The sequence below is a fragment of the Lentzea terrae genome, from assembly GCF_003265345.1.
Lineage (GTDB): Bacteria > Actinomycetota > Actinomycetes > Mycobacteriales > Pseudonocardiaceae > Lentzea > Lentzea terrae.
In genome coordinates this window covers 50929-64282 of sequence record NZ_QFWW01000005.1, presented here as the reverse complement: position 1 = coordinate 64282, position 13354 = coordinate 50929, and the positions used below count along the sequence as shown (strand labels likewise).

Here is a 13354-nt window from a genome sequence, read left to right as displayed (position 1 = left end):
CTCCTGCCCGGCAACCCACGAACAAGCGTGAGCGGGGCCCCGGCCCGCAACCACTCCACATCAAGCGGTCAGGTCATACCGTCTAGCTGGTTCAGCGCATCGCCGTCAGCTGGCGGCGATGCGCTGAAGCTGCTCGAACTGGCCGTTGAAGAGGTTCTGGTCGCCGGGGAAGAGACCGGCGGCCTGCCACTGCCAGATGGTGTGGAAATCGAAACCCATGGGCAACGGACCGAGCGTCGAGTTGTAGTGCGCGACCCACAACGGGTTGTTGTCGCCGAACTTCACCGAGCCGCCGACACACCTGTTCCACCAGCTCGTGGACGTGTAGATCGTCGGATGCCGTCTGGTGCGCGCGAAAACGGTGTCGCTGAACGACTTCACCCACGCGGTCATGGTGGCCTGGTCCATGTCGTAGCAGACCTCGCCGTACGGGTTGTACTCCATGTCCAGCGCGGGCGGCAGCGTCTTGCCGTCGGGTGACCAGCCGCCGCCGTTGTCGACGAAGAAGTTCGCCTGCGCGGCACCGTCGGAACGGTTCGGCAGCGCGAAGTGGTACGCGCCGCGGATCATGCCGATGTCGTAGGAACCGTTGTACTGCTGGGTGAAATTCGGGTTCCGGTAGTGGGTGCCCTCGGTCGCCTTGACGTAGGCGAACCGGGCTCCTTTGTCCCAAGAGGACTGCCAGTCGACGTCACCTTGGTGACTGCTGACGTCCATGCCGGGCACTTTTCCTTCTGTTGGCGGGTCGTCCGCTGTTCGAAGGTCGCCTGTGCCCTCGTGTTTGAGGATTTGGGAACCGGCGGTGTGGTCCGCGGAGCCCTTTGGCAAGGGCACCGCGGACGCGGGGGCCGGCGACAGGACGGTGACGATCGCGACGATGCTGATCAAGGTCCGCATGGACTAGATCGTGCGACCATTTGTCCTGGTTTGCCACCGGCATCACCCGTCCAGGCGGGTCAACTCGTCCTCGGTCAACTCCAGGTGGGTGGCCGCGGCGGAATCGCGGATGCTGGCCGGGCGAGAAGCACCCGGAATGGGGACTACCACTTCGGACTTCGCCAGCATCCACGCGAGGCAGGCCTGGTGCGCGCTCACGCCGTGCGCGTCGCCGACCTCCTTGAACGGACCGGCCAACGCGCCCGCCTTGCTGATGCCGCCGAACGGGCTCCACGGCAGGAACGCGATGCCGAGCTTGTCGCACAGCTCGAGCTCGGGCTCGCTCGACCGGAACGACGGCGAGAACTGGTTCTGCACGGCCGCGAGCCGCCCGCCCAGGATGTCGTTGGCCTGCACGATCTCGTCCGGGTTGAAGTTCGAGACACCGGCGTAGCGGATCTTGCCGTTGTCCAGCAGCTCCTTCAGCGCGCCGACCGACTCGGCGATCGGCGTCTTCGGGTCCGGCCGGTGGAACTGGTACAGGAAGATCTGGTCGACCCCGAGCCGCCGCAACGAGTCGTCGACGGCGCGGCGCAGGTACTCCGGACGTCCGTCGAGGCCCCAGCCGCCGCCCGGCAGGCGGGTGTGGCCGCCCTTCGTCGCGACGAAGACCTCGTCCGATGCCGACCTGCCGCGCAACGCCTCCGCGATCAGCTCCTCGTTGTGCCCGAAGTCGCTGTCGTCGAGCGAGTAGGCGTCGGCGGTGTCGATGAACGTCACGCCCGCGTCCAGCGCGGCGTGGATGGTCTCGATCCCCTGGGCGCGGTCCGGCCTCCCCTCGATGGAGACGGGCATGCCGCCCAGGCCGATGGCGCTGACTTCCACTTCTCCGATACGACGCTTCTGCATGACCTCCACTCTGGACCTCAGCGATTAAGCTGTCCAACGCAAAGAAGTGATCTCATTGAGCACTGCGGGTGATGAATCGTGGAACTGAGACAGCTGGAACACTTCCTCGCGGTCGCCGACGAGTGCCACTTCACGCGGGCCGCGCGCCGGATGCACGTCTCCCAGTCGGGTCTCTCGGCGTCGATCCGGGCGCTGGAGGTCGAGCTCGGCGCGCCGTTGTTCCTGCGCACGACCCGGCAGGTCGAGCTGACCCAGGCCGGACGGGCGCTGCTGCCGGAGGCACGCCGGGCGTTGAGCAGCGTCGAGTCGGCCAAGGACGCGGTCGCCGCCGTGCAGGGACTGCTGCGCGGCACGTTGTCCGTCGGCAGCCTGCAGTGCCTGCACGTGGTGCACCTGCCCGCGGTGCTGGCGCGGTTCCACGAGATCCACCCCGGCGTGGAGATCAGGATGCGCCAGTCCGGCAACGCCGAGCTGGTCGAGGAGGTCCGCGCGGGACGGCTCGACCTCGCGTTCGTCACGCGTCAGCCGAAGATGGCCGACGACCTGCGAGTGTCCACTTTGGCCAGTGAACCGCTGGTGCTCGCGTGCGCGCTCGGAAGTCCGTTCGCCAGCAGGGAATCAGTTGAGCTGACCGAGCTGTCCGGTCAGCCGTTCGTCGACTTCAACGCCGACTGGGGCACCCGCGACGAGGTCGACCGCACGCTCGCCGCGGCCGATGTCGAGCGGCACGTCGCCGTCGAGGTCAACGACGTGCACTCACTTCTTGACTTCGTCGGGTTCGGTCTCGGCGTCGCCCTCGTCCCGCAGTCCTTCGCCGTCAAGACCGACAACGCGCGCTTTGTCGGCCTGCGCGGGGACGTGCCCGTTGCCGAGACCGTTGCCGTCACCGGGAACACCGTCAGCGCGGCCGCCGGGGTGCTGCTCGACATGGTCGCGGAGGCCAAGTCCGGCCGCCTCCGTGCTGCCGGTTAGCGCCCAGCCTTCGTACCTGTCGCGCATCGCGGTACCGGGCAACATCTCCAGTGCGCCGAGCTGTTCGGCAGGAGGCGGCTGGGTGAGCGCGAGGAACGTGCCGACCTGCATTCCCTTGAAGTCGACCTTGCCCTTGAACGTGACCTCGGTGAAGGCCAACCCGCCTTCGAACTTCGTGTCCTGCAGGTTCAGCCGTCCGTGGAAGGTGGCGCCCGAGAACAGTGTCGGCTTCTGCACGTGCATCCGGGGCAGGGTCGTGATGCCGTAGAACTGGGCGCGCCGTGCGGTGAACCTGCGGACGTGCCGGCCGTCCAGCTGGAAGTACTCCAGCGCCGCACTGGTCAGGTCGAGGTCGTAGTGCTTGTGGTCGGTGCCGTCGCCCCACGACAGCAGGTCGCGGATCAGCCGCTGCGCGGTGCGGCGGACTTGCTGCTCCTGCTGCACTTCCGGATTGATGTCCTTGATGAAGATCGTGTCCGGGTCGCCGCCGTTGTGGTCCCACGAGGGGTGGTGGAACGGCCGGCGCAGGTAGGCGCACAGCACGTCGATGACGGTCTGCTTGTACCGGGGCGTGGAGTTCGCCAGCCACGCCATGGCGTGCATCGCGCCCACCCGCACCTGGTCCGCGTCGTTGCCGAGCATTTCCACGGAGCGTGCGAACCGCTCGTCGGCGACCTTCTCGCTCTCCAGGCTGTGCCGGCCCTCCTCCGTGCGGCGGCGCCTGTCGTTGAGCCACAACGCGTACAGCGCGACGACCGCGCCACCCGCGACCCCGGAGGTCTTCACGATCTCGATGGCGGGCGCGTTCACGAGCTTCAGCGCGACGCCGGTCCCGGCGGTGACGACCAGGGCCGCCAGCACCGCCATCAGCCAGGGATTCCGCACGTCAGTTCCTCCACGCTTCCGGCAGTTCGGGCTCCGTCGCGAACGTACAGCCGTCCGCCTTCACGTCCGCCCACTCCGAACCGGCGAACTTGGTCTCGCCCAGGAACTTCGAGTCGGTGAACACCGCGAGCCCGCGCGCCTTGAACCGGCTGAACCACGCCTTGCCGCGGAACTCGGTGTGGTGCACGTAGAACCGGCCGGCGACCTTTGCCTCGGTGAAGTAGGCGTTGCCGTGGATCACCATGTGGTGGAACGCGTTGGACTCGTTCAGGTGCGCCACCCGGAGGATCAGGTCGCCGACGTGCCGGTACGACAGGTCCATGTAGTGCAGGTGGGCCTTCGTGAGGTTGAGGTCGTACTTGACCGGGTCCTTCTCCTCCACGCGCGGCAGCAGGTCCTCGACGAGCCGTTGCGCGGTCAGCCGGACCTCCAGCTCGATTTCGTTGAGCTCCACGTCGAACTCGTCGAGCTCCGCGTCGGGGTCGGTGTACTTGAACGGCCGGCGCAGGTAGGCGCACAGGATGTCCAGCACGGTCTGGGTGTACTCCGGCCGGGACTTCGCCAGCCCGGCCAGCGCGTGCATCGCGCCCACGCGCACCTGTGCCGTGTCGTGTCCGAGCAGCTCGATGGCGCGGGCGAACCGTTCGTCGGCCACGCGGGACCGGTCGTGGTCGATGCGCTGGCTCTCGAGCTCCTGGCGGGCTTCCTCGACCTTGCGGCGCCGGTCGTTGAGCCACAGCGCGTAGAGCGCCACGATCGCGCCGCCCGCGAGTCCGCCGGTCTTGATGGCCTCGTGTTTCGGCGCGCCGGGGTCGAGGAGCAGTAACACGCCGCCTACCAGCACAAACGCTGCCAGTGAAGCGAGCACGGTCGGCAGCAGCAAACTTTTCCTCACGAGGTCGGCATTCTGCCAAGCGGTCGGTGCATGATGGGCGGGAACGGTCCGAACACGAACGAGGTGGGACGGGTGGAGCGGCCGAACTGGGCGCCGGGGGACATCGACCTGGAACGGCCGAGCGTGGCGCGCGTCTACGACTACTACCTGGGCGGCGCGCACAACTTCGCCGCCGACCGCGCGGTCGCGCAGCAGACGCTCGAGATGATGCCCGACCTGCGCCGCATCGTCCTGAACCACCGCGCGTTCCTGGGCAGGGCCGTCCGCTACCTGCTGGGCCGCGGCGTCCGGCAGTTCCTCGACCTCGGCTCCGGCATCCCGACCGTGGGCAACGTGCACGAGATCGCCCAGTCGGTCGATCCGGCCGCGAAGGTCGTCTACGTCGACCTGGACCCGGTCGCCGTCGCACACAGCCGGTCGCTGCTCGACGGCGACGAACGGGTGAACGTGCTGCAGGCCGACGTGCGGGACCCGGTGTCCGTGCTCGCTTCGCCAGAGGTGAACGACCTGCTCGACCTCGACGAGCCGATCGGGGTGCTGATGATCGCGCTGCTGCACTTCGTCTCGGACGACGAGAACCCGGCGGGGATCATCGGCGGCTACCGCGACCGGCTCGCTCCCGGCAGCTTCCTCGTGGTGTCCCACTCCGGTTATGAGGCGGACGAGGAGACGCCCGAGCTGCGCGAGGTGCGCACCGTCTACGAGAAGGCCGTCACCCGGACGACGCTGCGCAACAAGGCAGAGCTCACCAGGCTCTTCGACGGGTTCGAGCTGGTCGAACCCGGTGTGGTGCGGCTGCCCGCCTGGCGTCCCGAGTCTCCCGAGCACCCGGACGCGTCAGGCAGGCCTTTCCCGGGATTCTGCGCGGTAGGCCGAAAGGCGCAGAGATGACTCCGCACGGCGACCGCCCGTATGCTGCGCGTTCGTGGCGTTAGGGCCGAGCAGATGACCGAACGGGTTGACCACCGGGTGCGTGACGACCGCTCTCCTTTGGACCCGGCCGTTTTGGCCGGTGCCGAGTCGTTCGCGCGCAGCTGGGCCACGGCCGTGATCGGGTCGAGCTACGTGCCGATGACCCGCGCCGAGGTCGCCCAGCACCTGCAGGACCTCACCGAGCTGTTGGTCGAGGCGCTGTTCGCGAGCCCGTTCCGCACGGCACCCGGCTACGAGATCGGCTCCCGGCTGGTCGACGCGCACTTCACCGGCACCGACACGTTGGGCCGCACGATCCAGCTGCTCGGCGACGACCTGCTGGCCGAACTGGGCTCCGCCGGCGACGACCGGCTGCAGTCCCGGCTCGCCGCCCTGCAGGGCGCGCTGGCCGCCGGGTACGCCCGCGCACTGCGCGAACGCACGCTCGCCGAGCAGGAGGCGATCAGGGCGGCCGTCCTGGACGCCCGCGACCAGGCAGAAGCGATGCTGCGGGCGTCGGAGGCCCGGTTCCGCGCGATGTTCACCGAGGCCGCGATCGGCATCGGCATCGCGGACATCGAGGGCCGGATACTGGACGTCAACCAGGCCCTGCAGGACATGCTCGGGTTCAGCGTCGAGGAGATGCGCCAGTACAACGTGCGCGACCTCATGCACCCAGAGGACGCGGGCAGCGTCTGGCGGCTCTACGACCAGCTCATCGCGGGCGAGTGCGACCACTACCGCGCCGAGAAGCGCTTCCACCGCGCCGACGGCGAGCAGGTGTGGACGCACCTCACGTTGTCGCTGGTCCGCGACGACCACGGCGAGCCGCAGTACCAGGTGGCGATGATCGAGGACGTCACCGACCGCCACCTGCTGCAGAACCGGCTGCGCTACCAGGCCCTGCACGACCCGCTGACCGGGCTGCCGAACCGCGCGCTGTTCCTCGAACGCCTCGGCCGCGTGTTCAACAACCGGGCCAAGCACGTCCGCGCGGGCCTCTGCTACCTGGACCTGGACGGCTTCAAGGTCATCAACGACTCGCTCGGCCACGACATAGGAGATCAACTCCTCGTCGAGGTCGGCAGACGGTTGGACCACTCGGTGTCCGGCGAGGGCAAGCTGGTCGCGCGCATGGGCGGCGACGAGTTCGTGATCCTCGTGGAGGGCTCGACCGGCGAGCAGGACATCGTCGACGTGGCGGACCGCGTGCTCACCGAGCTGGAGGCGCCGATCCGCATCGCCGGCCACGAGCTGTCGGTCTCGGCGTCCATCGGCATCGTCGAACGGCAGCTGTCCGGCACGACGTCGGCCGACCTGATGCGCGACGCGGACATCACGCTGTACTGGGCCAAGGCCGACGGCAAGGCGCGCTGGGCGCTCTACGACCCGGAGCGCAACGCCCGCGAGGTCGCCCGGTTCACGCTGTCCGCCACGATGCCGCGCGCGTTGGAACGCGGCGAGTTCTACGTCGAGTACCAGCCGTTGGTGCGGCTGGAGGACTCGACGGTGACCGGCGTCGAGGCCCTGGTGCGCTGGCAGCACCCGGAGTTCGGACGGCTCGCGCCGGACCGGTTCATCGAGCTCGCCGAGGAGACGGGCCTCATCGTCCCGTTAGGACGGTGGGTGCTGCGCAAGGCCTGCGAGGAGGCGCGGCGCTGGCTGGTCGAGTTCGGCGACGCGGCCCCGTTCGTGTCGGTGAACCTGGCCGTGCGCCAGTCCCGCGACCCCGAGCTGGTCCGCGACGTCAAACGCATCCTCGACGAGTGCGCGCTGCCGCCGCACCACCTGCAGCTGGAGCTGACCGAGTCGGCGATCATGGGCACCGCGGACGAGCCGCTGGAGGCGCTGCGGGCGTTGTGCGACATGGGTGTGCGCATCGCGATCGACGACTTCGGTACCGGTTACTCGAACCTGGCGTACTTGAAGCACCTGCCGGTGCACGAACTGAAGATCGCGGGCTCGTTCATGGAAGGGCTGCGGGCCGAGACCGAGGAAGACCCGGTCGACTCGCAGATCGTGGCGACTCTCGTGCAGCTCGCGCACGCGTTGGGGTTGGGCGTGACGGCTGAGGGTGTCGAGACACCTGCTCAGTCCGCCCGGCTGTTGCGGTTGGGCTGTGACACAGGGCAAGGGTGGTTCTTCGCTCGCCCAGGCCCGCCCGAAAACATCGACAGCTTGCTGCGGGGCGATCTCTAGCTGCGGGCGGCGGGTTCGCGCGTGGTGATCTCCAGGGCGGGGAACCCGAAGGGCCATGAAATACCTGGCCCTGGTCGCCCTCCTGCTCGCCTCGATGACCCCCGTCGCTCGTGCCGCCGCCGACGTAGTTCCCCTCCCCGCCGACAAACAGGGCTTCGGGACCGCGAGATCCGCAGCGAGCCCGGTCTGGTTCACCCTCGGCCACCAGGGCCTCTCCGAGATCTTCTTCCCCGACCTCAGCACACCCGCGACCCGCGAGACCCGCCTGCTGGTCGACGGCAAACCCGGTAAGGCGCACACCGAGCCCGCGGACGACCGCAGTCTCACCTTCCGCCAACGCCTGCGCGGCGACGGCTGGCGGGCCGAGATCACCTATGTCACCGATCCACAGCGCCCCGCCGTGCTCGCGGACGTGGCCTTCTCGTCCGACCGGCCTGCCAGGCTCTCCATCGAGCACGTGCCGATGAAGGCCGGCAGTTCGGTGCGAAGCACCCTGCCCACCGGACCGGTGCGCCAGGCACGAGGCACTTTCACCGTCAGCTTCGGGCCCGGCCAGGATCGCGGATTCCGCGAGGTGGCAAGGGAGTACGCGCAGGGCTGGCACACCTACCTGGACGGCCTGAAGCGGCCCAAGTCCGCAGACCGGCGGCTCTACGACATGTCGGTCATGGTGCTGGCCGCGACCGAGGACAAGACCAATCCCGGCGCGTCGATCGCGTCGCCGAGCTTCCCGTGGGCGTTCGGCTTCGACCGGCAGCTCGCGCCGGAGCTCGGTCCGTACGCACTGGTGTGGCCACGCGACCTGTACCACGTGTCCACGGCGATGATCGCCGCAGGAGACCGCGGGTTCGCCCAGCGGGCATTGGACTTCATGCTGCAGAAGCAGCAGCAGCCGGACGGTCACCTGCCGCAGAACACGCGGGTCGACGGCACCCCGGTGTGGACCAAGGTCCAGCTCGACCAGACCGCCGCGCCGCTCCTGCTCGCCTGGCACCTGGACCGGACCGACAAGTCCACAGTGGACTCTCTGCGGCGCTCGGCCGACTACCTGTTGAGCTACCCGAACTCGCCGTTCAGCGAACAGGAGCGGTGGGAGAACCAGGACGGCTACTCACCCGCCACGATCGCCTCGGCCATCGCCGGCCTGGTGTGCTTCGCGGACCTGCTGCAGCGCAACGGTGAGAACGCCGAGAAGTACCTGACAGCGGCCGACGAGTGGCAGCGCAAGGTCGAGAGCTGGACGGCGACCAGCACCGGGCCGTACGAGCCGAAGCCGTACTACCTGCGCGTGACCAAGGACGGACAGCCCGACAACGGCACGAAGTACAACCTGGGCGACAACAACCCCACCGACATCGACCAGCGCGCCGTGGTCGACCCGAGCTTCCTGGAACTCACCCGCCTGGGCGTCAAACGCGCCGACGACCCGGTTGTCCGCAACACCGTGCGAGTCGTGGACCAGCAGCTGAAGGAACAGGGTTACTGGCACCGGTTCACGCAGGACGGTTACGGCGAGACCGCGGACGGCAGGCCGTGGAACATCAACTGGCCGACGCCGACCCGCACGTACGGACGGCTCTGGCCGTTGCTGACCGGAGAGCGCGGCGAGTACGAGCTGCTCCTCGGTCAGAAAGCCGGCGCTGCCAAGCGACTGAACGAGATCGCCAAGACCGCGAACAGCGGCCGGATGCTGCCCGAACAGGTGTGGGACGGCCGAGGAACCACCTCGGCCACCCCACTCGCCTGGACGCACGCGCAGTACGTGCGGCTGGCGTGGTCGCTCGACCGCGGCACACCGGTCGAGCGACCATCCGTTGTCGTGCAGCGCTATCTCAGCTGACGGACTTCTTCGCCACGTTGTGGCCGGAGACCTCCACGACGGGCAGCGCGGAACCGAGCGACGACGAGCGGTACTCGGCCTTCAACGTGAGCGTTTCGCCAGGCCACAGCGTCACGTAGTTGTCGCTCCACTGCGTCGGCAGCACCTCGGCGCCGCCCTGGCCCTTGCGCAGCGACGCCCGCACGAAGAACGCGACCGAGGCGCCGGTGTTCTTCAGCGTCACGGTGGTCACCTGCTTGTCGTCGCCGGCGGGTGCCGTCGAGACGCTGGAGGACACCGTGCCGGGCTTCAACGTGTTCAGGCCCTTGAGGTCCGCGTAACCGGACTGCGGCGTGTGGTACCAGGTGGAAGCGCCGTAGTTCAGCGTGTCGGCCTTGGTGGACAGCCAGTAGACGTTGCGGTCCACCACGTTGCCGGCCGCGTCCTTCAGCAGCAGGCGCACGAAGTACGTCGTGGACAGCCCGGACGGCTGCGGCAGCGAGCCCACCTTGGTGGGACCGTTGGCCGCAGCGTTCACGTTGCGCGTCTCGTCGGCCTTCTGCGTGCCGTCGAGGTTGAACAGCGTGATCTGCAGCTTGTGGTTGTTCGCGCTCTGCAGCGAAGTGTTCATCACGGCCAGCGACTTGTCGTCGTAGGAGTACTGGGCGTGCAACGGACGCAGACCGGCCTTGGCGCCGAAGTACGAACCCGCCGTGGCGAGGTAGTAGTCGTACAGGTGCCAGTACAGCGTCGGCCAGGCGTTGTTGAGCATCCAGTAGATGACGCCCGTGGACGGGTTGCTCGCGTCGTTGAAGTTGTCGCCGAACGCCTCGAACTGCGCGCGGTTCGTCTCGTAGTTGGCGAGCTGCGCCTTGCGAACCAGGTCCTCGACCCCGGACGGCTTGCCGTAGCGGTTGTCGAGCGCCGTGCCCCAGAAGGTGAGCTTGTTGAACGTCGACGACGGCGACAGGTGGTACTGCGTCGCGTTGTAGTTCGTCAGCTTGTCGATTTCGCCCTGGGACAGGAACTTCTTCAGCTCGTCCAGCTCCGGGATGGTCGCGCCGGGCCCGATCTCGGACGCGAAGCCCGCCGCGCCGCCCTTCTGCTTGTTGAACCAGTAGACCGGTGGCTCCCACCAGTACGGGCCGTCCATCTTCATGCCGGGGTTGCCGAGCTGCGGCGAGCTGATGTTCTTCGCCGACGAGATGACCGGCAGGTTCCACTCGGCCCGCTTCAGGGCGTCCAGGTAGATCTTCTCCAGACCGGCGCCTGGTGCGGCGTCGGAGCCGATCATGAAGCCGATCATGCTCGGGTGGTTGCGGATGCGCTTGGCCTCGCTCTCCGCGGACTCACCGGCGACGCGGTTGTCCTCAGCGTCGAACGAGCTGTACTTCTCCCACTTCGAGCAGCACTCCCAGCCGGTGAGCAACATGATGCCCTTGCGGTCGGCCAGGTCGTACAGCTCGTCGTTCTCCGGCTTGCCTTCGAGCCGGATGGTGTTCATGCCCATCGCCTTGACCAGGTCGAGCTGGTCCTCGATGTAGCGCAGATCAGTGCGCAGGAACAGGTCCGACGCCCAGCCGCCGCCGCGCACCAGGAAAGGCTTGCCGTTGATGGTGAACTGCCTGCCGCTGCCGCGGATGCTGGAGGTGACCTCGCGGACGCCGAAGGTCGTCTTCGCGGTGTCGGACTCGGTGGTGCCGACGTTCGCGGCGAGCGTGGCCAGGTAGAGCGGCTGCGCGCCCATCTGGAACGGCCACCACACCTGCGGGTTCTGCAGGTCCTGGCTGAACGTCACCGTCTTGGTCTGGTTCGCGGTGAGCTGCACCTGCTGCTTGAACACCTGTCCGGCGACGGTCGCGGTGACGTCGGTGGTGACCGCGGCGCCGGTGTTGTTGCGGACGTCGACCTTGGTGGTGACCTTGGCGCTGGCGAGGCTCGGCAGCGGCAGGTCGGAGTCGACGCGCAGGTTGCGCAGCGAGACCTGGCCGCTCGGCTCGAACGACACGTCGCGGAAGATGCCCTGGTTGCGGTCGGGCGGCAGCTGGGCCCAGTCGATGAAGTGGATCAGCAGGTCGTTCTGCGGGTCGGACGGCGACGCCTTGATCGCCAGCGCGTTGTCCCCCTTGCGCAGCAACGACGTCACGTTGAACTCGTGCGTCGGGTAGGCGCCGACGACCTTGTCCGTGCCGGCGACCTTGGTGCCGTTCAACCAGATCTCGCCGCGCGAGATGATCCCGCCCTTGAGCTTGAGGAACGTGTTGACGCCCTGCTGCGGGTCCGCCTGGAACACCTTGCGGTACCACCAGCCGACCTTGAAGTCGTTGGCGTTGACCTGCTTCATGTTCTCGGAGTAGCGGACGTCCGGGTACTTGTCGTTGGCGACCAGACCGGCCATCACGGTGGACCGCGCGGGCACGGTCAGCCAGCCGGTGTCCGAATAGGCCGGTCCGGAGATCACGTCACCGGCCTGCGTGGCCTTGGCGCTGCTCTGCATCCGCCAGTCGGGGACGGTGGAGGTCGTTCCTGGGCTGGCGGCCACCTTCAGCGCCGCCCCCGTGCCGGGCACGGGTCCCGCGTTGGCTGAGGTACCTGGCACGAGCAAGGCCAGACCCACCGCCGCCACGACCAGTGTTGGTAGTGGTCGGTTGCGCAGCATGTCGCTCCTCGACGCATCGGGGCGGCGGCGCTCGGGGTATCGTAAAGAAGGTTTCCTTTTGGTGAGGTCACCGGCAATGCGCCCTTCGGGTGACACGAGACACACCGTTCGCGACACTCCGTGCGCACCGATCCGATACGTTGACCTTCATGCTTCGACTTGCCGTCCCGTTCGTGCTGGCTGCGGTCCTGACCGGGTGTTCTTCGACGCAACCCGGTACGCCCACCGCCGGCAACCAGACCGGTGGAAGCCCGACGACCGGAACTTCAGCCGGTGCTGCTCCGGTGAACAGGCCCAAGGCGGTCGACCTCAAGACGCTCGACCCGTGCACGCTGTTCACGCCCGAGGTGAAGACGGCCTTCGGGGTTCGCCTCGTGACACCGAGCGACCCGCTCCCCGACTACGGCGAGGGCAGCAAGACCTGCACCGCCAACTTCGAGGACCGCACGTACATCTCCTCCATCTACACGCTGCTCAACGGCGGTGTGGACCGGCTCAAGCGAACGGTCGGTGAGGCAGAGCTCACCTCGCTGCAGGTCGCCGGTTACCCGGCCTACGCCGATCAGCGCGACGGGGGCCTTGGCCCGGTCTGCGATGTCTACATCGATGTGAACGACGGGCAGTTGTTGCTGGTCAACGCTGTTGGCGACAAAAAGTCCACTGCGGACGCGGCGTGCGAGCAGGCGAAGAAGGTCGCGAACGCGGTCGTAGCGGCGCTCGTGGCCAAGTGAGGATTGAGTAGAACTACGCGCCTTGTACCGGGAACCGGTCACCGGCGTAATGCATCAGAGCTAAAGTCGTCCCAAAAGCACACGCGGTCCATTCCCTGAGGGCCGTACTGAGGAGGGTGTGCCGTGCATCTCGCGGATGGTGGGGGTGGCGTGTCCACGCCCACGGAGTTCGGTCAGCGCAAGCTGAAGGTGGACCCGTCTGCCATTCCAGAGGCCCGAAAGGCGTTCGAGCGCGCGATCGACGAGTTCGACGCCAAGATCAAGCGGGCGGTGTCCGACCTGCCGACCAAGCCCTGGGCGCACGACCCGATCAGCAGTGAGACGTCGAAGGCCTTCAACGAGCAGACCTCCGGCAAGGCGCTGGCTGCGCTGAACTTCTACCGCGAGCAGCTCCAGGGCGTGGTCGACCAGCTGAAGATGATCGAGGAGCAGTACCGCCAGGTCGAGGGCGACAACGCGGCCATGTGGGGCAAGCACCAGCGGGATCTGGACTGAGA

General features: G+C 67.7%; 10 protein-coding genes and 1 pseudogene. 6 read left to right on the top strand and 5 right to left on the bottom strand.

Annotated elements, in window-relative coordinates:
- Positions 1-105 precede the first annotated feature (105 nt).
- Both DI276_RS09015 and DI276_RS09010 read right to left on the bottom strand, forming a co-directional pair.
- A complete protein-coding gene (locus DI276_RS09015; protein ID WP_112262828.1) occupies positions 106-897 on the bottom strand; it encodes a lysozyme in 792 nt (263 codons plus the stop codon).
- A gap of 42 nt (positions 898-939) precedes the next feature.
- Positions 940-1785 (bottom strand): aldo/keto reductase, encoded by an 846-nt coding sequence (locus DI276_RS09010; protein WP_112262839.1) that lies wholly within the window; start codon positions 1783-1785, stop codon positions 940-942.
- A 78-nt stretch (positions 1786-1863) separates the two neighbouring features.
- On the opposite strand from DI276_RS09010, the gene DI276_RS09005 reads away from it, so the two are divergent.
- On the top strand, positions 1864-2757 hold the full coding sequence (locus DI276_RS09005; RefSeq protein WP_112262827.1) for a LysR family transcriptional regulator: 894 nt from the start codon (positions 1864-1866) through the stop codon (positions 2755-2757).
- 120 nt (positions 2758-2877) lie between these two features.
- Here the strand turns inward: DI276_RS09005 and DI276_RS52945 are convergent.
- Both DI276_RS52945 and DI276_RS08995 read right to left on the bottom strand, forming a co-directional pair.
- A pseudogene (locus DI276_RS52945) lies at positions 2878-3000 on the bottom strand (pentapeptide repeat-containing protein); the annotation flags it as partial.
- A gap of 643 nt (positions 3001-3643) precedes the next feature.
- Positions 3644-4537 (bottom strand): hypothetical protein, encoded by an 894-nt coding sequence (locus tag DI276_RS08995; RefSeq protein ID WP_112262825.1) that lies wholly within the window; start codon positions 4535-4537, stop codon positions 3644-3646.
- A 72-nt stretch (positions 4538-4609) separates the two neighbouring features.
- Between DI276_RS08995 and DI276_RS08990 the strand changes: the two genes are divergently transcribed.
- Genes DI276_RS08990 through DI276_RS08980 form a run of 3 tightly spaced genes read left to right on the top strand, consistent with a single transcriptional unit; the run spans position 4610 to position 9488 of the window.
- Positions 4610-5428, top strand: a complete 819-nt coding sequence (locus DI276_RS08990; protein ID WP_112262838.1) for an SAM-dependent methyltransferase — start codon at positions 4610-4612, stop codon at positions 5426-5428.
- A 54-nt stretch (positions 5429-5482) separates the two neighbouring features.
- Complete coding sequence (locus tag DI276_RS08985) at positions 5483-7648, top strand: putative bifunctional diguanylate cyclase/phosphodiesterase (protein ID WP_198680527.1); 2166 nt, start codon at positions 5483-5485, stop codon at positions 7646-7648.
- A gap of 55 nt (positions 7649-7703) precedes the next feature.
- On the top strand, positions 7704-9488 hold the full coding sequence (locus DI276_RS08980; RefSeq protein WP_198680526.1) for a glycoside hydrolase family 15 protein: 1785 nt from the start codon (positions 7704-7706) through the stop codon (positions 9486-9488).
- Here DI276_RS08980 and DI276_RS08975 read toward each other — a convergent pair.
- The gene (locus tag DI276_RS08975) at positions 9481-12126 is read right to left on the bottom strand and encodes a glycoside hydrolase family 2 protein (RefSeq protein WP_112262824.1); all 2646 of its coding nucleotides are present in this window, start codon (positions 12124-12126) and stop codon (positions 9481-9483) included. The two genes, DI276_RS08980 and DI276_RS08975, sit on opposite strands and share 8 nt — an antisense overlap.
- 149 nt (positions 12127-12275) lie before the next feature.
- Here DI276_RS08975 and DI276_RS08970 point away from each other — a divergent pair, with 149 nt between their 5' ends.
- Entirely contained in the window at positions 12276-12857 is a 582-nt protein-coding gene (locus DI276_RS08970) for a DUF3558 domain-containing protein (protein ID WP_112262823.1), read from the top strand.
- 123 nt (positions 12858-12980) lie between these two features.
- A complete protein-coding gene (locus tag DI276_RS08965) occupies positions 12981-13352 on the top strand; it encodes a WXG100 family type VII secretion target (RefSeq protein WP_157984592.1) in 372 nt (123 codons plus the stop codon).
- Positions 13353-13354: the final 2 nt, after the last annotated feature.

Coding starts and splice junctions, on each gene's coding strand:
- DI276_RS09010 (WP_112262839.1), bottom strand. CDS start 1,785: ATGCAGAAGCGTCGTATCGGAGAAGTGGAAGTCAGCGCCATCGGCCTG.
- DI276_RS09015 (WP_112262828.1), bottom strand. CDS start 897: ATGCGGACCTTGATCAGCATCGTCGCGATCGTCACCGTCCTGTCGCCG.
- DI276_RS08975 (WP_112262824.1), bottom strand. CDS start 12,126: ATGCTGCGCAACCGACCACTACCAACACTGGTCGTGGCGGCGGTGGGT.
- DI276_RS08970 (WP_112262823.1), top strand. CDS start 12,276: ATGCTTCGACTTGCCGTCCCGTTCGTGCTGGCTGCGGTCCTGACCGGG.
- DI276_RS08980 (WP_198680526.1), top strand. CDS start 7,704: ATGAAATACCTGGCCCTGGTCGCCCTCCTGCTCGCCTCGATGACCCCC.
- DI276_RS08985 (WP_198680527.1), top strand. CDS start 5,483: ATGACCGAACGGGTTGACCACCGGGTGCGTGACGACCGCTCTCCTTTG.